Below are 20,154 nucleotides of genomic sequence, written 5' to 3'. Positions count from 1 at the left end.
AATATCTATGCAATCCTATGCCTAGAATTCCTATAAACTAAATGTTTTGGCACTCTTCTAAGCCATTGATTGCCTTAAATTTTAATTTTTGAAGGATTCTAAAGCTAGAATAGTCCTATCACAATCAGTTTTGAATGATGAACAATTTAGAAACACTATAATTCTACTCCTTTTAAACAAAAAGGAACTGCCCAAGCAATCCTTTTCTGATTTTGAAATCATTTACTTATACTCTTCGAAAATCAAATTCAAACCACGTCAGCTTCACCTTGCTGTACTCAAGTACAGCCTGCGGCTAGCTTCCTAGTTTGCTCTTTAATTTTCATTGAGTATTAAACTTTGATAGTTGAGATAATCAATAGCCCACCTATAAAAAGAGTTATAGTAAGATTCCTTATTTATTGATTTCAAGCTCCGACAACTGTGTGTGAATAACTGACAGTTCTGCACCAGCCTGAAGAAGAGCAGCTGCAGTATAGGCACCTTCTACAATTGGAACCCTATTTATCATGATACTTTTATCACTGAAATCAGCCACCATTTCTAAGTTCATTTTAGCAGAACCTAGGTCAAAAAAGGCTAATAAAGTATCTGCTGGATTTTCGGAAACAACCCTATCTACTTGATCAAAACTTGTTCCAATTCCTCCATCTTCGGTTCCTCCTACATAAGTAATCGGGACCTCTTTAGCTACTTCACTAATCAGTTCAACGACACCTTGTGCAATGTTTTTGGAATGTGAAACGATAACAAGACCAATACTTCCCATTAAAACACCCCAGTTTCTAAAAGAGCAGTAAAGAGTAATCCTGATGAGAATGATCCAGGATCAATATGTCCAAGAGAACGTTCTCCTACATAAGATGCCCTTCCTTTAGTTGCAAGTAAATCTTTGGTAGCATTCACTACCTTATCAATAACCTCTTGAGTCAATTGGCCAGCAGACAAGGCAGCAATAACAGGAGCCCAAACATCAACCATTGTCTTTTCTCCAACTTCTGCTTTCCCACGTTTGACAATCATATCCAAACCGCTTTGTAAGATTTCCTCTATTTTCGAATTAGAATCAGCCTTGGCCATGCCCATAAAAGCAGAGCCATACAGAGGACCAGAAGCACCGCCTACCTTACTCAGTAGTTGCATTGAGACAAGTTTAAACACATCACTGCTTGTTTCAAATTGCTTTCCTTCTAAGTTCTCCATAACTGCAGCCATGCCACGCGCCATATTTCCACCGTGGTCTCCATCTCCTATAGGAGTGTCTAACTCACTAAGGTAATCTTTCTGTTCTTGAATCTTTTCATTAAAAAGCTTCATCCATTCAAGAGCTTGTTCAACATTCATGCGACATTTCCTCCTTGAGTTTACCAAGCTGGGGTAGTAACAGGTGCATTTAGAGCATCCAACCACTCATCATCTGCCAATCGAATCAATGTTAATGACAAGCCAGCCATATCAATTGAGGTCATATAGTTTCCAATTTTCTTAAACGCCAACTGAACATCTTTTTCATGAAGTAATTTAGCCACATCATTTGCGAAAACATATTGTTCCATAAGCGGAGTGCTTCCTAAACCATTGATGAGAAGCCCATAGCGTTCACCAGCCTTAAGTTGGAAACCTTCAGATAATTTTTCAACCAATTCTGAGGCCAATAGTGCTGAAGGCTGCATCTTCTCTTTTTTATATCCTGGCTCACCGTGAATACCAACTCCATATTCAAATTCATCATCTTCTAGAACAAAACCTGGTTTGCCAACCTCAGGAACAGTTGCTCCAGACAAGGCCAGCCCAATTGTTTTAATTTCTAAGACAAGTTTATCGGCCAAGTCCTTCATTTCAGCCAATGATTTACCAGAACGGGCCGCATCACCTAAAATTTTATGGACTAAAATAGTACCTGCAACACCTCGACGACCTTGGGTATAGAGACTATTTTCAACAGCGATATCATCATCAACCACAACGCTTGCTACATCAACACCTTCCATTTCAGCAAGTTCTTGTGCAATTTCAAAGTTCATAATGTCACCAGAATAGTTTTTGATGACCATGAAAACTCCAGCACCTTCATCAGCCGCCTTAATGGCTTCTAAAATTTGGTCTGGAGTAGGTGAAGTGAAGACTGCTCCACAAATGGCAGCAGACAACATTCCATCTCCTACAAATCCAGCATGACTTGGTTCATGTCCTGAACCTCCACCTGAAATAAGTCCAACTTTTCCTGTCTTTTCTGCCTTTCTAACGATGACATCAAAACCATCTAAGCGTTCTACCAAGTCATCATGCATGAATGACAATCCCTGCAACATTTCATCAACAACTTGTGTCGGTTCATTTATAATTTTTTTCATGAGAAACTCCTTTCGGCATCTACCTTTGTTTTCGTTTTCATTATATATTTTTTATCGCTGGCTGATAAGGGACAGATTCTATTATTTGTCCCCTTTTAAACCCGTTTAAAACATTTTTTTGGTAAAATGAAGTAAGTAAAAGAAAGGTTTCCTATGGCATCATCACTCATTACAAAAAAACGGATTGCCAAGGCATTTAGAGACCTATTAGCTACTAGAGAATTTGACAAAATCTCTATTGTAGATATCATGGAATCAGCTGGCATTCGTAGACAGACCTTTTATAATCACTTTCTTGACAAATATGAACTGCTAGACTGGATATTTGAAACTGACTTAACCGAGTATATTACCAATAACTTGGACTTCATTTCAGGCCAAAAACTATTACAAGAATTATTTTTTTATTTCGAACAAGAGCGTGACTTTTATATTCAACTTTTTGATATTCAAGGGCAAAATAACTTCTATGACCACTTTATCAGCTACTGTCGCTTGCTTGTATCAAAAATTTTAAGAGAATACGGTCAGATTGATATCGATTCATCTGCTTATACTTGTTTTTTGTTAGACTATCATTCACATGCTCTAGCAGAAATCGTGAAGGCTTACGTCAATAAAAAAAGTCCAGTTCCACAACCAGACTTTCTAATCATGACAATTATTGGAAAGAGACTACAATGACATTTATTTCAAATCATAAACAGAAAATTATTTCAAGTTACATTTCGGCAACTGTCAGCAGTCATCCTGAATTAGAAAAACACCCTACCTTACCACTAGTCTATCAAAAAAATCGCAATCCTCATCAGGTTCCAATCTTGTCGGGTGGAGGTTCAGGACACGAACCTGCGCATATTGGATATGTGGGAGAAGGAATGCTTACCGCTGCTATCTATGGCCAATTATTTACTCCTCCTACAAGAACTGAAATCTTAGAGTCCATTCGTTTTTTAAACAATGGTCACGGTGTCTTCATCATTGTAAAAAATTTCGAAGCAGACATCAAAGAATTTAGCTCGGCCATTAATACTGCTAGACAAGAAGGAATTAAGGTCGGCTATAGTCTAGCACACGACGATATTTCAATTGAACCTCACAATAGATTTCAAATTAGAGGAAGAGGGCTTGCAGGGACTATTTTACTTCATAAAATCCTAGGATTTGCAGCTCAAAATGGTTCCGACATCGAGCAACTAACTGATTTAGGTCATCAGCTTGCTCCCGAAATCGCAACAATTGGCTTTGCAACGAAATCTGCTAGTCTCCCCCAAGCCACCCTTCCACTATTTAACTTGGAAGAAGGAAATATTTCTTATGGTATTGGGATACATGGCGAAGAAGGCTATCGTATCGTCCCATTCCAATCATCGGAAATCCTTGCAAATGAAATTATAAGTAAATTAAGATTGCACTATCATTGGAAAAAGGGTGATCATTTTATATTGCTTGTAAATAATCTAGGCACTACCAGCAACTTAGAAATGGGCATATTTATCAATGATCTCCTTCAACTCTTAGAAATTGAAGGAGTCACTATTACCTTTATAAAATCAGGAACATTTATGACCAGTCTGGATATGGCAGGTATATCCGTAACTCTTTGCCCCGTGAAGAATAAACAGTGGTTAGAAGCTCTCAATGCTCCAACGACAGCTTTTGCATGGTAATTTGCTTGTATTACTCAAAAGGGCTACATCACTTGATGGCCCTTTGTTTTTATCTTATACTCAATGAAAATCAAAAAGCAAACTAGGAAACTAGCCGCAGGCTGTACTTGAGTACGGCAAGGCGACGTTGACGCAGTTTGAATTTGATTTTCGAAGAGTATTACGTTTAAAAGAACTCATTCTTGCAATTTCAAATAGTCCATCTATCCCTTACAATTCTTCCGATGAGCTTTGAGTTTTTTCAGAGCCCAATCATAGTGGCTTGACGTGCTACTAACAAAGTAAGAACCTAGACTTGTCCCTCCCGTCCACTTATAGATACCTTTGGCAAAGAGTTCGTCATTGCTAAAAACTTCTATCAACTCTAAAACCTCCCTATGTGATTGTTCTAGGAGTCTAGTCGCTTCTTCTAAGGACGTTTTCTGGTGCTTCTTCCAAAAAGCGACATTCATTTCTCGATAAGTTTTCCAATTATAAGGTTCAGGTAGAAAAGGCCTTTCGTGACCTTCTTGATTAGAATGTACCCAAGTCAAAAGTAACTGATGCCATTCATAAAGATGGATCAGAACATCTCTTAGATTTTTATCCCTTTTCCAGTGAGCTTCTTTTTTCTTTGGGTCTCTTGAAAAATCAAATGGAGTCTGTAGCTCATCTTCACTTAGTTGGGAGATGAAACGATTGAGCTTTTCATAGTTTTCCTTAGAGGCCAGTACTAGCTCCTCTTTTGTTTTCGGTCTAGGCACAGAGTTCTCCCTTCATATTGTTAGTTATTATTAGAAATTTTTTATCCTTTAAATCTCTATAACTTATCCTTTAATTTCTCAACAAAGAGATAGGCTGCTGGACAGGTCAAAGTATTCTTAATCGTCAAATGGTTGATTTGATGGATCTTTTTGCGATCTGTATGGGGGAACTCTCGGCAGGCCTTGGGACGAACATCATAGATGGAACAGAGATTATCTCCTCCTAGAAAGGGACAAGGCATGGATTTAAAAACCTTATCGCCATCTGCATCTACCTGAAGGAACTCCGCTTCAAAAGCTGGTAATTTCATCTTAAAATACTTGGCGATTCGTGTAATATCCGCTTCTTTAAAGTCCGGTCCCAATGTCTTACAACAATTGGCACAGGCCGTGCAATCAATTTCCTCAAAGACTTCTTGGTGAATCTGCTGGGCTATCTTGTCTAGGTTTTTAGGAGGTTTTTTCTTTAGATTGGCTAAAACTTTACGGTGTTCCTTCTGCTTTTGCATGGCTAGCTGGTGGTAATACTCAATATCAATTTCTTTAGACATGATTTCTCTCTTATTCTATTTGCTTCTCCTATTATATCATGCCTCTTCATCATTGAAAAGTGGACTTTACAAGACTATACTATTCCCGAATGTATCAAAAAACCTTGCAACTAGGTTACAAGGTTAATGAAATTAATCAAAGTTAACGTATTCTTTTTGAAGTTCAAGGACTTCTTCCATTGTTGAACACTCTGTAAGGGCACGGTTAGCGTACTCTTCCATCTTAGCAGTATCCAATTTCTTCATCAAGCTACGTGTTCGAAGTACAGATGTTGCTGACATAGAGAACTCATCCAAGCCCATTCCGACAAGAAGTGGAACAGCTTTTTGGTCACCAGCCATCTCACCACACATACCAGCCCATTTACCTTCAGCGTGAGCTGCCTTGATAACATTGTTGATCAAGCGAAGGATTGATGGGTTATATGGTTGGTAAAGGTATGAAACTTGTTCGTTCATACGGTCTGCTGCCATTGAGTATTGGATCAAGTCGTTTGTACCAATTGACATGAAGTCTACTTCTTTAGCAAATTGGTCTGCAAGCATCGCTGCTGCAGGGATTTCAATCATGATACCAACTTGGATGTCATCCGCAACTGCAACACCTTCAGCAAGAAGGTTTGCTTTTTCTTCTTCATAAACTGCTTTAGCTGCACGGAATTCTTTCAAGAGGGCAACCATTGGGAACATGATACGCAATTGACCATGAACAGAAGCACGAAGAAGGGCACGGATTTGTGTACGGAACATTGCATCTCCAGTTTCAGAAATAGAGATACGAAGGGCACGGAATCCAAGGAATGGGTTCATTTCATGTGGCATATCGAAGTAAGGAAGTTCCTTATCTCCACCGATATCCATTGTACGAACAACTACTGGTTTACCATTCATTCCCTCAAGTACAGCCTTGTATGCTTCATACTGCTCATCTTCAGTTGGGAAGTCTTGAGAATCCATGTACAAGAACTCTGTACGGTAAAGTCCAACCGCTTCTGCACCGTTGTTGTTAACACCTTCCACGTCTTTTGGAGTACCGATGTTAGCAGCCAACTCGAAGTGTTTACCGTCAGCAGTCACTGTTTGAGCATCTTTCAAAAGGGCCCATTCAGCTTTTTGTTTAGCATAAGCTTCACCAGCTGCTTTAAATTCTGCCGCTTGTTCATCTGTTGGGTTGATAATCACTTCACCAGTAATTCCGTTAACGGCAAGGATATCACCGTCTTTCACCACTTCAGTGATGTTATTTGTTCCCAATACAGCTGCAATTTCAAGTGTACGTGCCATGATAGCTGAGTGGCTTGTACGTCCACCGATATTTGTTACAAAAGCTTTTACAAAGTTTTTGTCCAATTGAGCTGTATCAGATGGTGTCAAGTCATGCGCAATCACGATTACTTCTTCATTGATAGAAGCTGGGTTTGGCAATTTCTTACCAAGAAGATTTGCCAATACACGTTTTGTCACGTCGCGGATATCCGCTGCACGTTCTTGCATATATGGGTTGTCTTCCATACCTTCAAAGATAGTGATGAACATGTCAGTCACTTCTTTAAGACCTGCTTCTGCATTGACTTTCTTAGCACGAATTGTTTCTTTAATCTGACCAATCAATTCTGGGTCAGAAAGAACCATCAAATGAGCGTCAAAAACTTGAGCCGCTTCTTCACCAAGCGTACCTACAGCTTTCTCGCGGATAAGAGAAAGCTCGTTTTGAGAAGCTTCAAGAGCAACATCCAAACGAGCCTCTTCTGCGTTTGTATCTTCGACTGAAATAGTCTCGAATGACAAATCCGGTTGAACGAGTAGATATGCTTTTGCAACTGCAACACCGTCAGATGCTGCGATTCCTTTAAGCATTTCTGTCATTTCCCTTATGCCAATCCTTCTTTTTCCATTGTTTCTGAGATTGCAGCGATAGCGTCATCTGCATCTGCACCTTCAGCTGAGATAGTTACGTCAGCACCTTGGCCAACACCAAGACTCATAACACCCATAATTGATTTAAGGTTAACTGATTTACCTTTGTATTCAAGAGTGATATCTGAAGCAAATTTGCTAGCAGTTTGCACCAACAATGTTGCTGGACGTGCGTGAATACCTGTTTCTGCCACTACGTGGAAATCTTTAGAAGCCATAGTTTGACTCTCCTTTTGTTCTTTCTTTTTTTGAGTTATATGTGATAACCCTTACAGTTTGGTATTATACCATCTTCTAGGATTTTTTTCAAGCATTTTCTGGATTTTCCTTCAATTTCCTTTCAGATAACTTGCTGAAAATCTTCTATCCTAGATAACAAAACACAGGATATAGTTTCTTTAAAAACGATTTATAGGATAATCATTGCTGTTTTATAAAGTAAACACTACATATTGTGTTTTGTGAGCTTGACTAGAAAAACAGACCACTATATTTAGTTCAAATCATTGACAAAATTTTATTTTCTGATATACTAGGATAGTATTAAATTTTGAAGAGGAGTTACACAATGGTAACCGTTTATTCTAAAAACAACTGTGTCCAATGTAAGATGACCAAACGTTTCTTGGACAGTAATAATGTCTCTTATCGTGAAATCAATCTTGATGAGCAACCTGAGTACATCGCTCAAGTTAAAGAGCTCGGTTTTAGCGCAGCTCCTGTTATCCAAACACCAACTGAAGTCTTTTCAGGTTTCCAACCAGGAAAACTGAAACAATTAGCATAATCTTAGTACATCATCCAGAAGAAACTGCTTTTAGGGCTAACTTAGAAGCCTTTCTTTTGTAATTAGATAAGGGAAATTTTATGGGATTAAAACATCTTGAAGACGTGACTTACTTCCGTCTCAATAACGAAATTAACCGTCCTGTTAATGGACAAATCATGCTTCATAAAGATAAGGAAGCCTTGGATGCCTTCTTTAAAGAAAATGTCGTTCCAAACACTATGGTTTTTGATTCAATTACTGATAAAATCAACTACCTCATTGAACACAACTACATCGAAACAGCCTTTATCAAGAAATACCGTCCAGAGTTCTTGGAAGAATTGGCTCAATTTATCAAAGACCAAAACTTCCAATTCAAGTCTTTCATGGCTGCTTATAAATTTTACAATCAATATGCCTTAAAGACTAATGACGGTGAATACTATCTTGAAAGTATGGAAGACCGTGTCTTCTTTAACGCCCTTTATTTCGCTGATGGGAATGAAGCTGTTGCAATCGATATTGCCAATGAAATCATCCACCAACGCTACCAACCTGCTACTCCTTCCTTCTTGAATGCTGGACGTGCTCGTCGTGGGGAGTTGGTATCTTGTTTCTTAATCCAAGTGACGGATGACATGAACTCTATCGGACGTTCTATCAACTCTGCCCTTCAACTTTCACGTATTGGTGGTGGTGTGGGAATTACCCTCAGCAACCTTCGTGAAGCTGGTGCACCTATCAAGGGTTATGAAGGAGCAGCTTCTGGTGTCGTACCAGTTATGAAACTCTTCGAAGATAGCTTCTCTTACTCAAACCAATTGGGGCAACGTCAAGGTGCTGGGGTTGTCTACCTCAACGTCTTTCACCCAGATATCATCGCCTTCCTTTCAACTAAGAAAGAAAATGCCGATGAAAAAGTTCGTGTCAAAACCCTATCACTTGGTGTTGTAGTACCAGATAAATTCTACGAATTGGCGCGTAAAAATGAAGAAATGTACCTCTTCAGCCCTTACTCTGTAGAAAAAGAATACAATGTCCCATTCAACTACATCGACATTACTGAAAAATACGATGAATTGGTCGCAAATCCAAATATTCGCAAGACAAAAATCAAGGCGCGTGATTTAGAAACTGAAATCTCTAAATTGCAACAGGAGTCTGGTTATCCTTATGTAGTCAATATTGATACGGCTAACCGTGCAAATCCTGTTGATGGAAAGATTATCATGAGTAACTTGTGTTCTGAGATTCTTCAAGTCCAAGAACCAAGTCTTATCAACGATGCTCAAGAATTCCTTCAAATGGGAACAGATGTTTCATGTAACCTTGGTTCAACCAACGTGGTCAACATGATGACCTCACCTGACTTTGGTCGTTCTATCCGTGCTATGGTTCGTTCCCTTACTTTCGTTACAGATAGTTCACACATCGTGGCTGTACCTACGATTGACTATGGAAATAGCCAAGCTCATACTTTTGGTCTTGGTGCTATGGGACTTCACAGCTACCTTGCCCAACAATTGATTGAATATGGATCGCCTGAGTCTATTGAGTTTACAAGCATCTACTTTATGCTTATGAACTACTGGACCTTGGTTGAGTCAAACAATATCGCGCGTGAACGTGGTATTACCTTCCATAACTTTGAAAAATCAGACTATGCTAAGGGAAGCTACTTTGATAAGTATATAACTGGCGAGTTTGTTCCAAAATCAGACCGTGTTAAAGAACTCTTCAAAGATGTCTTTATTCCAAGTGCTGCTGACTGGGCTGAACTTCGCGACAAGGTTCAAGCAGATGGTCTTTACCACCAAAACCGCCTTGCTGTAGCGCCAAATGGTTCTATCAGCTATATCAACGACGTTTCTGCTTCTATCCACCCGATTACGCAACGTATCGAAGAACGCCAAGAGAAGAAAATTGGTAAAATCTACTACCCTGCTGCTGGCTTGTCTACAGAAACCATTCCTTACTACACTTCTGCCTACGATATGGATATGCGTAAAGTCATCGATGTTTACGCTGCTGCGACTGAACACGTGGATCAAGGACTTTCACTCACCCTCTTCATGCGTAGTGACATTCCAAAAGGCCTTTACGAATGGAAGAGGGAAAATAAACAAACGACACGTGACTTGTCCATCCTTCGTAACTATGCCTTTAACAAGGGAATCAAGTCTATCTACTACGTCCGTACCTTTACAGATGACGGTGGAGAAGTCGGTGCTAACCAATGTGAAAGCTGTGTAATTTAGTTTCTAGCATAGAAACACTATTTTTCCCTAAGCAGCACTGATAAAATCAAATCTACTAGGTCATAACATAATTTATGTAACATTTTAAAAGTCGGGCTTCCGACTTTTTGTGCGATACTCCTATAGAATTATGGTAAAGTAGAAATAATTGTGAGTTCGCAATACTAAACACAGAAAGAGATTTTAAATGGAAACTTACTACAAAGCCATTAACTGGAATGCCATCGAAGATGTCATCGACAAATCAACTTGGGAAAAACTGACGGAGCAATTCTGGCTCGATACACGTATTCCCTTGTCAAATGACTTGGATGACTGGAGAAAGCTATCTAACAAAGAGAAAGACTTGGTCGGAAAAGTCTTTGGTGGTTTAACCCTTCTGGACACCATGCAATCTGAAACTGGGGTTGAAGCCCTTCGCGCAGACATCCGTACACCACATGAGGAAGCTGTTTTCAATAACATCCAATTTATGGAATCTGTTCACGCTAAATCTTACTCTTCAATCTTTTCTACCTTAAATACTAAGGCTGAGATTGAAGAAATTTTCGAATGGACCAATACCAATCCTTACCTACAAAAGAAGGCTGAGATTGTCAACGAAATCTACCTCAACGGTAGCCCACTTGAAAAGAAAGTTGCCAGCGTCTTCCTCGAAACCTTCCTCTTCTACTCTGGTTTCTTCACTCCCCTCTACTATCTCGGTAACAACAAACTAGCCAACGTTGCAGAAATCATTAAATTGATTATTCGTGACGAGTCTGTTCACGGAACCTACATTGGTTACAAATTCCAACTTGGTTTCAATGAATTGCCTGAAGAAGAGCAAGAAAAACTCAAAGAATGGATGTACGACCTACTCTATACTCTTTATGAAAATGAAGAAGGCTACACAGAGAGTCTTTATGACGGTGTTGGTTGGACTGAAGAGGTTAAAACCTTCCTTCGCTACAATGCCAATAAAGCTCTCATGAACATGGGACAAGATCCACTTTTCCCAGATTCAGCTGAAGATGTCAACCCAATCGTTATGAACGGTATTTCAACAGGAACTTCCAACCATGACTTCTTCTCTCAAGTCGGAAATGGTTACCTTCTTGGCGAAGTTGAAGCCATGCAAGATGATGACTACAACTACGGTTTGGACTAATACTCTTCGAAAATCTCTTCAAACCACGTCAGCTTCGCCTTGCCGTAGATATGCTCACTGACTTCGTCAGTCTTATCTACAACCTCAAAACTGTGTTTTGAGCAACCTACGGCTAGCTTCCTAGTTTGCTCTTTGATTTTCATTGAGTATAATTCTCCACCACTCTTAACTATCAAAAAGTAAACTTGAAACAACAAAATAATAATCTAATAAAATATCGAAGTTTTGAAAACAAACCTCGATATTTTTGTTTTTGTTTTATTTTGTTGTTTTTGTATTTGAATGATGAGCTAGTTTATGGTAAGATAGTAGTAGGAAACGAGGTGATAATATGCTCAAGCAAGAAAAATTAACCAAAATTTTAGAGATAGTAAATAGTAAAGGAACCATAACGGTTAAACAGATTATGGACGAAATAGCCGTTTCAGATATGACTGCAAGACGCTATTTACAGGAATTAGCTGATAAAGATTTACTGATTCGTGTGCATGGTGGAGCTGAAAAACTTCGAACCAACTCCCTTTTGACTAATGAGCGATCAAATATTGAAAAACAAGCCCTCCAAACGGCAGAAAAACAAGAAATAGCCCGTTTTGCAGGCAGTCTAGTAGAAGAAAGAGAAACTATTTTCATTGGACCAGGAACAACATTAGAATTTTTTGCGCGCGAATTGCCTATTGACAATATCCGCGTCGTGACCAACAGTCTACCTGTTTTTCTGATTTTAAGCGAACGAAAATTAACAGATTTGATTTTGATAGGTGGAAATTATCGCGATATTACAGGTGCTTTTGTTGGCACATTGACCCTACAAAATCTCTCTAATCTCCAATTTTCCAAAGCTTTCGTTAGCTGTAATGGTATTCAAAACGGAGCTCTAGCTACTTTTAGCGAGGAAGAGGGAGAGGCTCAACGCATCGCTTTAAATAATTCTAATAAAAAATATTTGCTCGCAGATCATAGTAAGTTCAATAAGTTTGATTTTTATACTTTTTATAATGTATCAAATCTTGATACTATTGTTTCAGATTCTAAACTAAGTGATTCAATCCTTTTTGAGCTATCTAAACTTACTAAAGTCATCAAGCCTTAATAAACTGAAAGATCCTGTGGGAAAAACTCAATTTCAGAAGTAAATCTTCCCACAATAAAACGCATAGTATCAAGGTTTTTCAACACCTGATATTATGCGTTTTTCTACGTTAAAGACTTTTTGCCCAATTGCTTTATCTGCAACCTCAAAGCTATGCATTGAGAAACCTGCGACTCGCTTCCTAGTTTAAAGTTGCTCTTTGATTTTCATTGAGTATAAGCAACGTGATTAGATAAGAGTTTTGCAGCGTACTAAATACGAGATTTAACTTTTTTGGAAATTGGTTACGATTGTTGAAACGGCATAAAATCTGAATCAAAGGAGATATTATCCCGTTCTTCAGGATTGATAAAATTTAAAAAGATATTTTTAAATTCTTCCAGCTCATAATCTGAATGACAAATCCATTCTTTACCGGTAGAGACATACCATTTCCCAAGGCTTTTCAGTTCTTCATTCGTCAAACACGGTATTTGAGAGCATTTTTCAAAGTTGATAATATAAACTTTTTCATAAATAGATTGGATAAAATTTTTGAACATCTTTTTGCCTCACTAAAATTCTATATCTAATGACTCATTCTACTACTCAATCACTTGAGTTTTCGCTACTTTCTTGTACCAGTGAGCTGATTTCTTAGGATAACGTTCTTGAGTTTCAAAATCTACATAGAAGAGACCGTAACGTTTCTCATACCCATTTGACCATGAGAAGACATCCATCAATGACCAAATAAAGTAACCTTTTACATTAGCGCCATCTGCAATCGCATCAGACAAGACCTCCAAGTGTTGTTTCACATAATCAATACGGCCATCATCATAAACAGTGTTATCGACGAACTCATCTTTATAGCCGAGACCATTTTCAGTGATGTAAATCTTCTTGTAGTTCGGATAATCTTTCTTCACGCGCATGATTTGGTCATACAAACCTTGAGGGTAGATAATCCAATCCCAATCCGTACGTGGTACATAATCAGGAGCTACACGACGACCAACACCTTTGATTTGGTATTTAGAACTTCCTTTCTCACCCTTACCATTATGGATGATTTCAGTTTCTCCATCAAAGGATTCCATCCAGTCACTCATATAGTAGTTAATTCCAAGGAAGTCATTCAAGTCTTTTGCGGCTTCTAATACTTCGAAATCTTCGTCACGCAAGTCAAGCTTTCCACCATTGGCAGCCAAGATAGCCTCTACCCCTGCCAGGGTCTTTTCAGAGTAGTGCCCCAGATAAGTTGCATCCAAGATAAATTTGTTATGGATAATGTCCTCCAACTCTGCCGCAATAACATCTGCTGGATTTTTAGGATCCAAAGGATACTTAGTTGGCAGAGCGTGAACAACACCAATTTCACCTTTATAACCTTTATCTTTATATAGCTTAACTGCACGCGCATGAGACACCATCATATTGTGGTGCGATTGGAAGACTTTGGCAAGGTCATACTGGATACCTGGAGGGAATTTACCAACTAAATATTGACCATCACCGATTGGCCCAATTTCATTAAAGGTTGTCCAATAATTTACTTCTGGAAATTCTTCAAAACAGAAGGCCGCGTAGTCTACAAAGTGTTCAATATTTTCACGATTTAAGAAGTCGCCATTTGAGTGGAGAGCTTCTGGAGTGTCAAAATGATGAAGAGTTACAAATGGCTCAACGTGACGTTTGTGACACTCTGCAAATAGATTATGATAAAATTCAACACCTTTAGCATTTACTTCACCATAACCAGTCGGAAAAATACGTGACCAGGCAATAGAAATTCGAATGCCATTGATACCATACTCTTCTGCCAGCTTGAGGTCAACTGGATATCGATTGTAAAAATCACTGGCTGGTTCTGCAGTGTACCAGTAGTTATCTTCAAGATATTTATCCCACGCAACTGGTCCTTTTCCATCAGTATGTGTAGCACCTTCTGCTTGATAAGCAGCTGTTGCGCCACCGAAAATAAAGTCTTTTGGTAATGTTTTTGTCATATAATTCTCCTTTTAATTAAAAAAGAAATAAGATGGAGAGGAGGCTAGTGAGGCTTTATTCTCCATCTCACTTCTAATCTTTTATTTTTCGAATTGAGCTTGTACAAATGCAAGAGCACCTTTTCCATCACGGGTTAATTTGATGTATTGAGCGCCTTCTGTCTTGGCAAGTTTAATACCGAGTTTATCAGTTTCTGCTTTCATGTCTTCAAAGTTTGAAGCAACTTGAGGAGCAAGGATAACAAGATCAAACTCTGGCAACATTTCACGGTGAGCACCATAGCCACCTGCTGCTGCTTTCACAGGAACATTGTATTCTGCAGCTGCCTTGTTCAAAGCATTTGCAAGGAGACCACTTGTCCCTCCGCCTGCACAGAGAACGAGAACATTTGTTTCTTCAGTGATGGTATTTTGTGCTGCTTCTACACCCGCTTTCTCAAGAATAGCATCTGCTTTTGCAGTGTTGAAGTTTGCAGCAACTTTTTCTTTCAATTCGTCATTAGACTTACCTGAACGCTCTTCTTCAAGAATTTGTTCATCATATACTTTAAGGAATGGGTAGTAAATGACTACGTCAACCACGATTAGAAGGGCAGCAAGAATGAATGATAGCACTTGGAAGTTAGTTCCAAGAACTAGACCTAGTGGAGCTGGAGTTGTCCATGGTAGATTAGCAGTAAATGAGTTCATTCCAAGAGTTTCAATAAAGAATTTAAAGATCCATACGTTTGCGATAGGAGCAAAAATAAATGGAATGAAGAAGATTGGATTTAATACCAATGGAGCACCGAACAAGATAGGCTCATTTACACCGAAGAAAGTTGGAACTACTGAAGCACGACCGATTGCACGGTTACGTTTCGATTTTGTTAACCACATGAACATGAAAGGAACAACTAGTGTCGCACCTGTACCACCCATGGTCACGATAAACATTTGTGTACCAGAAGTAAGAATCTTGTCAGCGTGCATACCTTGTTGGAGAAGGTTCAAGTTGACTTCGGCATTTGCATAGGTAATAGCTGCGATAGCAGGTTCAACGATAGATGGACCATGAATACCAACAAACCAGAAGAAGGCAAAGGCACCAAAGATAATGGTAATACCAAGATAGCCATCAGCTGCAGAGAATAATGGTGCAAAGAATTTACCGATTGATTCTGCTACACTAGCACCCACAAAATGACGTGCTAGTAAATCAAGAGCATAAAGAGAAACCACTGATAGAGTGAATGGAATCACATCTTTAAAGACTTGTGAGATATTTGGTGGAACTTCGTCAGGCATGCGAATAGTGACATTGTTCTTAACACAAACCTTATAGATTGCTACAGTAACAAAGGCTGCTAGGAAGGCTGAAAGCAAACCTTTTGTTCCGAGGAATCCTGTTGCAAAGCCACCTTCAATTGGATCAGCTGCCAACATCAATAATCCAACAATAGCTGCCAACAGAGTTGACATATAGTTGATTTGATTGGTTTTCTCCATGCTCCGGTTTACTGAGTCGGTCAGTGATTTAGCAGTCGTACCAGCTAGCAAAAGTGCGAGAATACCCATAGAATAGCTATAAGGTTTCATCAATAGAGCCACTACTTCATCAGACCATTTAAAGCCCCATGAGTTTGGTACAAAGGCAATCAAGATAAAAATACTTGAGAAGAGAATAACAGGCATACCTGCAATGAAACCATCACGAATAGCACGAAGATAGATATTACGAGATAATTTCTCAAAGAAAGGTTTTCCTTTCTCAATAAATGTAATTAGTTTATTCATTATTTAACTCCTCTCTTGTACAGTTCAATTAAATGGTGCATCAAATCTTTTAACAAAATAGTTGTCATCAAGTGGTCTTGGCCATGCATCATGGTTACACTATAAGCTAAGTCATCACCTGAAGCTTCCTTAGTCAATAGACTTGTTTGCGCGTGGTGAGCTTCAGCAATACAAGAACCAGCTTCCTCAACTAAGCTATCCACTTTTGCAAAATCACCAGCTTCAGCAGCTTTCAAGGCTTCCAATAGTTTTGAACGAGCATCGCCTGCATAGGCTACGATTTCAAAACCTAACAATGTTACTTCTTCTCTATTCATGATAGAATTCTCCTTATGTATTTTTAATTAAATTTTTATGACAATAAACGTTGGATATGTAGAACTAGATAAACTCGTTCACTTTTATACAAATCAAGACCCGTATGTTGCGTAATCACATCATAGATCTTGGAGCCAATCTCGAACGCTTTTGGATAGGATTGATTGATATGCTCTTCCATATCCAGAAGTGATTGGTTATCATCTCTAGATCTGTCTAAATAATCCAAGAAATAATTCAGATGAATCATAAAGCGATCATAGAAATGGGTATTCTCTTTGGTTCGTTGAATTGCATATTCCTTTAGAACTTCCTCAACATTCCTGAGAATTTCTTTCCTCTTATCAATCGACTCCACAAGTTCCACTTCATTTTCACCTTCAGCATTAATGAAATGATAAGCAATCCGAATAATTTCGTCCTCAGGAAAATGATCCGCTAACTTCTGGCGGTAAATTTCAAATGCTTCATTTGCGATTTGAAAAGCGACAGGATACTTAGCGGAAATATCTGGCAGATTACTATCCTTGTACCTTCCTTGTGCTAGAGCTTGGTAAGAACAGTAAATATGATCTGACAAGGTTACATAGAGATACTCTTGAATTGGATAATGATATTTCTTTGATAGCTTATCAATGATTTCATAGGTCACTGTGATAAAATCAAGCGGAACATCTTTGAGGAGAGACATAAAGTTTTCTCTGGACTCTTCGGTCTTCATCCGAAAGATTTTCTCAACCTGATTTTCAGCAATCAAATCCCCTTTCTTCTTTCCAAATGCAATCCCCTTACCAATCACAATCACTTCTTCTCCTTTATCATTTCTGACAAGAGAGACATTGTGATTCATTGGATTTAGAATTCGATACATGTCAACCTCCTTTTATATCTTAAAGGTATATGAGTACAAAAAATGACCACAAATGAACTAGAAAATCAGCCGATTTCTAATTCACCTGTGATCATGCCTAATATTACTTAGTAACACTCACCTTGTATTAACTTGTGATTTAAGTATAGCACAAGTAAGTTATTTTGTAAACCTTTACATACAACTTTTTTTAAAAATTTTTTAGATTCATGTTCTTAAACTAGGAGGGCTTTCTTACACGCGTTCTTTCCATGAAGTCGCTGTTGTTTGAAGAACTTTATTGAGTTCGTCAATGTTTTCAAAACCAGTTGTGCGAAGCCATTCGCGAGCTGCTGCTTCACCATCTTTGATGTAAGCTTCAACTGATCCAGCCCATGTAGCACGGCCACAAAGAACTCCGTTAAAGTTTGCACCTGATTCATGAGCAAATATAAGAGTATCTTGGAAAAGTTTAGCTGATACACCAGCACTCAAGTAGATGTATGGCAAGTTAGTTGCTTCATCTTGTGCTTTGAAGAAGGCTGCTGCTTCTTCACGTGTATAAACTACTTCACCTTCAGCGAAGCCTTCAACATATTTAATGTTAACAGGAACTTCTACTTTCAATACATCAATGTTAAAGCGTGGGTCTGAGAAGACTTTCATAGCACCAATAACTTTGTGTGGTTTTACTTTCGCGTATTCTACAGAACCTGCGTCAGCAATTTTTTCATCGTAAGCAAGGATTTCAAGGAAGAATGGGATATCTTCAGCCACACATTCAGAACCGATACGTTCGATGTAAGCTTGTTTTTCTTGGTTGAGTTCGTCTGAGCTATCTACATCATAGTAAAGCAAGAATTTAACTGCATCTGCACCTTCTTCTTTAATACGTTTTGCAGACCAAACATCCAAGCAGTCTGGCAAGCGTTTTGTGCTTGTTGTGTCATAACCTGTTTTTTCATAAGCAAGGAGAAGACCAGCTTTTTCATCAAGAGCTTTAGTAGCTGGAAGTCCATACTCAGGGTCAAGAAGCATAGATGAAGCGTATTTAGTCAATTCATCTGCTACCAAAACTTTCAGTTCTTCCATTTGAGACACAGTTGGTTCTTCTGTTTGGTGTTGAGCCATGAGGCGTTTCAAAGCACCACGTTGGTCAAATGCAAGAGCTGAGATGATACCATTTTCATCAGAAAGTTTTTCTAAGCGTGCACGTTTTTGTTCTGTTAAAGCCATTTTATACCTCTTTTACTATTAATTGATCATATAGAGCTTGATAGTTGGCCATGTTGACATGACCAGTCATTTTTTCTTGAGCATTGAGCATACCAAGGACATTTGCCTTGATGAGTAATTCTGCATCCGATTCTTTATGAAGAAGTCCTGAAGAAATTCCTGCCACAGTAGAATCTCCAGATCCGACAGGATTGACTACCTGAATTCTAGGAATATCTACCTTGTAGAAAGTGTCCCCATGTTTGGCAAAGGCACCGTTGGCACCAAGTGAAACGATAATCCATTCAATACCTGCAAATAAAGGTTCTTGAAGGACTTCTTTTAATTCATCCAAATCCTCAGAAACTTCTCTTCCAAGAAGCTGAGATAATTCCTCATTATTTGGTTTGATAACTGTTGGTTTATGCGGTGATTCAAGAACCGCCTGAAGTGCTGCACCAGAGCAGTCCAAGACAACAGGCTTGCCAGCTTGATTAGCAAGTTCTACCAAGCTCGCATAGTAATCAACTGGAAGGCCAGCTGGCAGACTACCTGAGATAGCTACTACTTCAACTGACTCCAAGAGTTTTTTGAAATGTTCCAAAAAGTCTTGACCTTCCTGTTCCAATACTACAGGACCTTTTTCAAGAACTTCTGTTTGGTTGTCTCCGTGAAGAATAGCGATACAGTTACGAGTTTCTCCCTGAATTGAGAAGAAATCTTTTTTTACTTGATTATCGATATGTTCAACCAAAAACTCACCAAGTTTACCACCCACTAAACCAGTAGCAAGAACAGAATCTCCAAATTCTGAAAGTACTCGGGTAACATTGAGTCCCTTACCACCAGCCGTTTTGGTTACATCCACCACACGATTGACAGTATCAATCTTCAACTCATCCAAGGGATAGGAAATATCAATGGATGGGTTCATTGTGACTGTTAAAATCATAGGTCACCTCTTAGTCGTGGTATTCTCCGCGATCCCATTTTTCAAGGAATTCAGTGAAGAAGTTTGCGTCTGTTTGTTGAGCATTGTGACTTTCAAGGTGTTCAATTTTCGCAATCAATTTTTTGTTTTCTTCAGTTGGTTTGTATTCAGCATGGATGAAAGCTTCGATGATATCGCACATGAGCAATTCACCAGTAATCTTACCACCAAAACCGATAACGTTGGCGTTCAATTGTTCTTTAGCATAAAGAGCTGTTGTCATATCACGAACCAAGGCAGAACGAACACCTGGAACTTTATTTACAGCGTTGTTGATACCAACACCAGTACCACAGATACATACTCCAAGATCAGCTTGACCACTAGTTACAGCTTCCCCTACTTTTTTACCAAAGATTGGGTAGTGAGTACGTGTATGGTCATATGTACCAAAGTCAATGACTTCATATCCTTTTGATTTCAAAAATTCTGAAACCGCCATTTTTTCATCTGTTACGATGTGGTCACATCCAATTGCAATTCTCATTTTTAACTTACCTTTCTTACT

At 38.8% G+C, this 20,154-nt stretch carries 22 protein-coding genes; 6 read left to right on the top strand and 16 right to left on the bottom strand.

What is annotated here, in order from left to right; translation table 11 throughout:
* Positions 1 to 394 precede the first annotated feature (394 nt).
* The 3 genes from dhaM to dhaK are packed head-to-tail and all read right to left on the bottom strand — an operon-like array spanning position 395 to position 2,354.
* A complete protein-coding gene (gene dhaM / locus OC530_RS00475; RefSeq protein WP_000534745.1) occupies positions 395 to 769 on the bottom strand; it encodes a dihydroxyacetone kinase phosphoryl donor subunit DhaM in 375 nt (124 codons plus the stop codon).
* Entirely contained in the window at positions 769 to 1,344 is a 576-nt protein-coding gene (dhaL, locus tag OC530_RS00470; RefSeq protein WP_001100265.1) for a dihydroxyacetone kinase subunit DhaL, read from the bottom strand. Before dhaL ends, dhaM begins: the two co-directional genes overlap by 1 nt.
* Positions 1,345 to 1,364: 20 nt before the next feature.
* Positions 1,365 to 2,354, bottom strand: a complete 990-nt coding sequence (gene dhaK / locus OC530_RS00465; protein WP_262078568.1) for a dihydroxyacetone kinase subunit DhaK — start codon at positions 2,352 to 2,354, stop codon at positions 1,365 to 1,367.
* Positions 2,355 to 2,507: 153 nt separating this feature from the next.
* On the opposite strand from dhaK, the gene dhaS reads away from it, so the two are divergent.
* Complete coding sequence (gene dhaS, locus OC530_RS00460; RefSeq protein ID WP_262078564.1) at positions 2,508 to 3,038, top strand: dihydroxyacetone kinase transcriptional activator DhaS; 531 nt, start codon at positions 2,508 to 2,510, stop codon at positions 3,036 to 3,038.
* Positions 3,035 to 4,024, top strand: a complete 990-nt coding sequence (dhaQ, locus tag OC530_RS00455; protein ID WP_262078562.1) for a DhaKLM operon coactivator DhaQ — start codon at positions 3,035 to 3,037, stop codon at positions 4,022 to 4,024. Before dhaS ends, dhaQ begins: the two co-directional genes overlap by 4 nt.
* A 203-nt stretch (positions 4,025 to 4,227) precedes the next feature.
* On the opposite strand, the gene OC530_RS00450 is transcribed toward dhaQ, so the two are convergent.
* The 4 genes from OC530_RS00450 to OC530_RS00435 form a co-directional block, all read right to left on the bottom strand.
* On the bottom strand, positions 4,228 to 4,767 hold the full coding sequence (locus OC530_RS00450) for a ClbS/DfsB family four-helix bundle protein (RefSeq protein ID WP_262078561.1): 540 nt from the start codon (positions 4,765 to 4,767) through the stop codon (positions 4,228 to 4,230).
* 56 nt (positions 4,768 to 4,823) lie between these two features.
* On the bottom strand, positions 4,824 to 5,318 hold the full coding sequence (locus OC530_RS00445; RefSeq protein ID WP_262078559.1) for a YkgJ family cysteine cluster protein: 495 nt from the start codon (positions 5,316 to 5,318) through the stop codon (positions 4,824 to 4,826).
* Between the two features lie 132 nt (positions 5,319 to 5,450).
* Positions 5,451 to 7,184, bottom strand: coding sequence for a phosphoenolpyruvate--protein phosphotransferase (gene ptsP / locus OC530_RS00440; protein ID WP_000138123.1), 1,734 nt, complete (start codon positions 7,182 to 7,184; stop codon positions 5,451 to 5,453).
* A gap of 5 nt (positions 7,185 to 7,189) precedes the next feature.
* The gene (locus OC530_RS00435; RefSeq protein ID WP_000146947.1) at positions 7,190 to 7,453 is read right to left on the bottom strand and encodes a phosphocarrier protein HPr; all 264 of its coding nucleotides are present in this window, start codon (positions 7,451 to 7,453) and stop codon (positions 7,190 to 7,192) included.
* A 350-nt stretch (positions 7,454 to 7,803) separates the two neighbouring features.
* Here OC530_RS00435 and nrdH point away from each other — a divergent pair, with 350 nt between their 5' ends.
* The 3 genes from nrdH (at position 7,804) to nrdF (ending at position 11,412) form a co-directional block, all read left to right on the top strand.
* A complete protein-coding gene (nrdH, locus tag OC530_RS00430) occupies positions 7,804 to 8,022 on the top strand; it encodes a glutaredoxin-like protein NrdH (protein WP_262078550.1) in 219 nt (72 codons plus the stop codon).
* A gap of 80 nt (positions 8,023 to 8,102) precedes the next feature.
* A complete protein-coding gene (nrdE, locus tag OC530_RS00425; RefSeq protein WP_166731698.1) occupies positions 8,103 to 10,262 on the top strand; it encodes a class 1b ribonucleoside-diphosphate reductase subunit alpha in 2,160 nt (719 codons plus the stop codon).
* Between the two features lie 187 nt (positions 10,263 to 10,449).
* On the top strand, positions 10,450 to 11,412 hold the full coding sequence (gene nrdF / locus OC530_RS00420) for a class 1b ribonucleoside-diphosphate reductase subunit beta (protein ID WP_023939068.1): 963 nt from the start codon (positions 10,450 to 10,452) through the stop codon (positions 11,410 to 11,412).
* Here the strand turns inward: nrdF and OC530_RS00415 are convergent.
* Positions 11,409 to 11,555 (bottom strand): hypothetical protein, encoded by a 147-nt coding sequence (locus OC530_RS00415; RefSeq protein ID WP_023933379.1) that lies wholly within the window; start codon positions 11,553 to 11,555, stop codon positions 11,409 to 11,411. The two genes, nrdF and OC530_RS00415, sit on opposite strands and share 4 nt — an antisense overlap.
* Positions 11,556 to 11,743: 188 nt before the next feature.
* On the opposite strand from OC530_RS00415, the gene OC530_RS00410 reads away from it, so the two are divergent.
* Entirely contained in the window at positions 11,744 to 12,505 is a 762-nt protein-coding gene (locus OC530_RS00410; RefSeq protein ID WP_000917603.1) for a DeoR/GlpR family DNA-binding transcription regulator, read from the top strand.
* A 284-nt stretch (positions 12,506 to 12,789) separates the two neighbouring features.
* On the opposite strand, the gene OC530_RS00405 is transcribed toward OC530_RS00410, so the two are convergent.
* From OC530_RS00405 to lacB, 8 genes are all read right to left on the bottom strand, one after another.
* Positions 12,790 to 13,047 (bottom strand): DUF3884 family protein, encoded by a 258-nt coding sequence (locus tag OC530_RS00405; RefSeq protein WP_262078544.1) that lies wholly within the window; start codon positions 13,045 to 13,047, stop codon positions 12,790 to 12,792.
* Positions 13,048 to 13,089: 42 nt separating this feature from the next.
* Positions 13,090 to 14,496 carry a 6-phospho-beta-galactosidase gene (lacG, locus tag OC530_RS00400; RefSeq protein WP_173306875.1) on the bottom strand — a complete coding sequence of 469 codons (1,407 nt, stop codon included), beginning with the start codon at positions 14,494 to 14,496 and terminating at the stop codon, positions 13,090 to 13,092.
* 81 nt (positions 14,497 to 14,577) lie between these two features.
* A complete protein-coding gene (locus tag OC530_RS00395; protein ID WP_262078541.1) occupies positions 14,578 to 16,272 on the bottom strand; it encodes a lactose-specific PTS transporter subunit EIIC in 1,695 nt (564 codons plus the stop codon).
* A complete protein-coding gene (locus OC530_RS00390) occupies positions 16,272 to 16,589 on the bottom strand; it encodes a PTS lactose/cellobiose transporter subunit IIA (RefSeq protein ID WP_262078539.1) in 318 nt (105 codons plus the stop codon). Before OC530_RS00390 ends, OC530_RS00395 begins: the two co-directional genes overlap by 1 nt.
* 35 nt (positions 16,590 to 16,624) lie before the next feature.
* Positions 16,625 to 17,461, bottom strand: coding sequence for a transcription antiterminator (locus tag OC530_RS00385; protein ID WP_262078537.1), 837 nt, complete (start codon positions 17,459 to 17,461; stop codon positions 16,625 to 16,627).
* A 234-nt stretch (positions 17,462 to 17,695) separates the two neighbouring features.
* Positions 17,696 to 18,676 (bottom strand): tagatose-bisphosphate aldolase, encoded by a 981-nt coding sequence (lacD, locus tag OC530_RS00380; RefSeq protein ID WP_262078535.1) that lies wholly within the window; start codon positions 18,674 to 18,676, stop codon positions 17,696 to 17,698.
* A gap of 1 nt (position 18,677) precedes the next feature.
* Positions 18,678 to 19,607, bottom strand: coding sequence for a tagatose-6-phosphate kinase (locus OC530_RS00375; RefSeq protein WP_164226242.1), 930 nt, complete (start codon positions 19,605 to 19,607; stop codon positions 18,678 to 18,680).
* A 10-nt stretch (positions 19,608 to 19,617) separates the two neighbouring features.
* The gene (gene lacB / locus OC530_RS00370) at positions 19,618 to 20,133 is read right to left on the bottom strand and encodes a galactose-6-phosphate isomerase subunit LacB (RefSeq protein ID WP_001216916.1); all 516 of its coding nucleotides are present in this window, start codon (positions 20,131 to 20,133) and stop codon (positions 19,618 to 19,620) included.
* Between the last annotated feature and the right edge of the window lie 21 nt (positions 20,134 to 20,154).

Origin of the sequence: Streptococcus sp. Marseille-Q5619, from assembly GCF_946901205.1 — a bacterium.
In the GTDB taxonomy this organism is placed as follows: Bacteria; Bacillota; Bacilli; order Lactobacillales; family Streptococcaceae; genus Streptococcus.
Note: the sequence above shows the minus strand (reverse complement) of the source record. Positions and strands in the feature narration are given on the sequence as shown.

Coding starts and splice junctions, on each gene's coding strand:
- dhaM (WP_000534745.1), bottom strand. CDS start 769: ATGGGAAGTATTGGTCTTGTTATCGTTTCACATTCCAAAAACATTGCA.
- dhaL (WP_001100265.1), bottom strand. CDS start 1,344: ATGAATGTTGAACAAGCTCTTGAATGGATGAAGCTTTTTAATGAAAAG.
- dhaK (WP_262078568.1), bottom strand. CDS start 2,354: ATGAAAAAAATTATAAATGAACCGACACAAGTTGTTGATGAAATGTTG.
- dhaS (WP_262078564.1), top strand. CDS start 2,508: ATGGCATCATCACTCATTACAAAAAAACGGATTGCCAAGGCATTTAGA.
- dhaQ (WP_262078562.1), top strand. CDS start 3,035: ATGACATTTATTTCAAATCATAAACAGAAAATTATTTCAAGTTACATT.
- OC530_RS00445 (WP_262078559.1), bottom strand. CDS start 5,318: ATGTCTAAAGAAATTGATATTGAGTATTACCACCAGCTAGCCATGCAA.
- ptsP (WP_000138123.1), bottom strand. CDS start 7,184: ATGACAGAAATGCTTAAAGGAATCGCAGCATCTGACGGTGTTGCAGTT.
- OC530_RS00435 (WP_000146947.1), bottom strand. CDS start 7,453: ATGGCTTCTAAAGATTTCCACGTAGTGGCAGAAACAGGTATTCACGCA.
- nrdH (WP_262078550.1), top strand. CDS start 7,804: ATGGTAACCGTTTATTCTAAAAACAACTGTGTCCAATGTAAGATGACC.
- nrdE (WP_166731698.1), top strand. CDS start 8,103: ATGGGATTAAAACATCTTGAAGACGTGACTTACTTCCGTCTCAATAAC.
- nrdF (WP_023939068.1), top strand. CDS start 10,450: ATGGAAACTTACTACAAAGCCATTAACTGGAATGCCATCGAAGATGTC.
- OC530_RS00415 (WP_023933379.1), bottom strand. CDS start 11,555: ATGAAAATCAAAGAGCAAACTAGGAAGCTAGCCGTAGGTTGCTCAAAA.
- OC530_RS00410 (WP_000917603.1), top strand. CDS start 11,744: ATGCTCAAGCAAGAAAAATTAACCAAAATTTTAGAGATAGTAAATAGT.
- OC530_RS00405 (WP_262078544.1), bottom strand. CDS start 13,047: ATGTTCAAAAATTTTATCCAATCTATTTATGAAAAAGTTTATATTATC.
- lacG (WP_173306875.1), bottom strand. CDS start 14,496: ATGACAAAAACATTACCAAAAGACTTTATTTTCGGTGGCGCAACAGCT.
- OC530_RS00395 (WP_262078541.1), bottom strand. CDS start 16,272: ATGAATAAACTAATTACATTTATTGAGAAAGGAAAACCTTTCTTTGAG.
- OC530_RS00390 (WP_262078539.1), bottom strand. CDS start 16,589: ATGAATAGAGAAGAAGTAACATTGTTAGGTTTTGAAATCGTAGCCTAT.
- OC530_RS00385 (WP_262078537.1), bottom strand. CDS start 17,461: ATGTATCGAATTCTAAATCCAATGAATCACAATGTCTCTCTTGTCAGA.
- lacD (WP_262078535.1), bottom strand. CDS start 18,676: ATGGCTTTAACAGAACAAAAACGTGCACGCTTAGAAAAACTTTCTGAT.
- OC530_RS00375 (WP_164226242.1), bottom strand. CDS start 19,607: ATGATTTTAACAGTCACAATGAACCCATCCATTGATATTTCCTATCCC.
- lacB (WP_001216916.1), bottom strand. CDS start 20,133: ATGAGAATTGCAATTGGATGTGACCACATCGTAACAGATGAAAAAATG.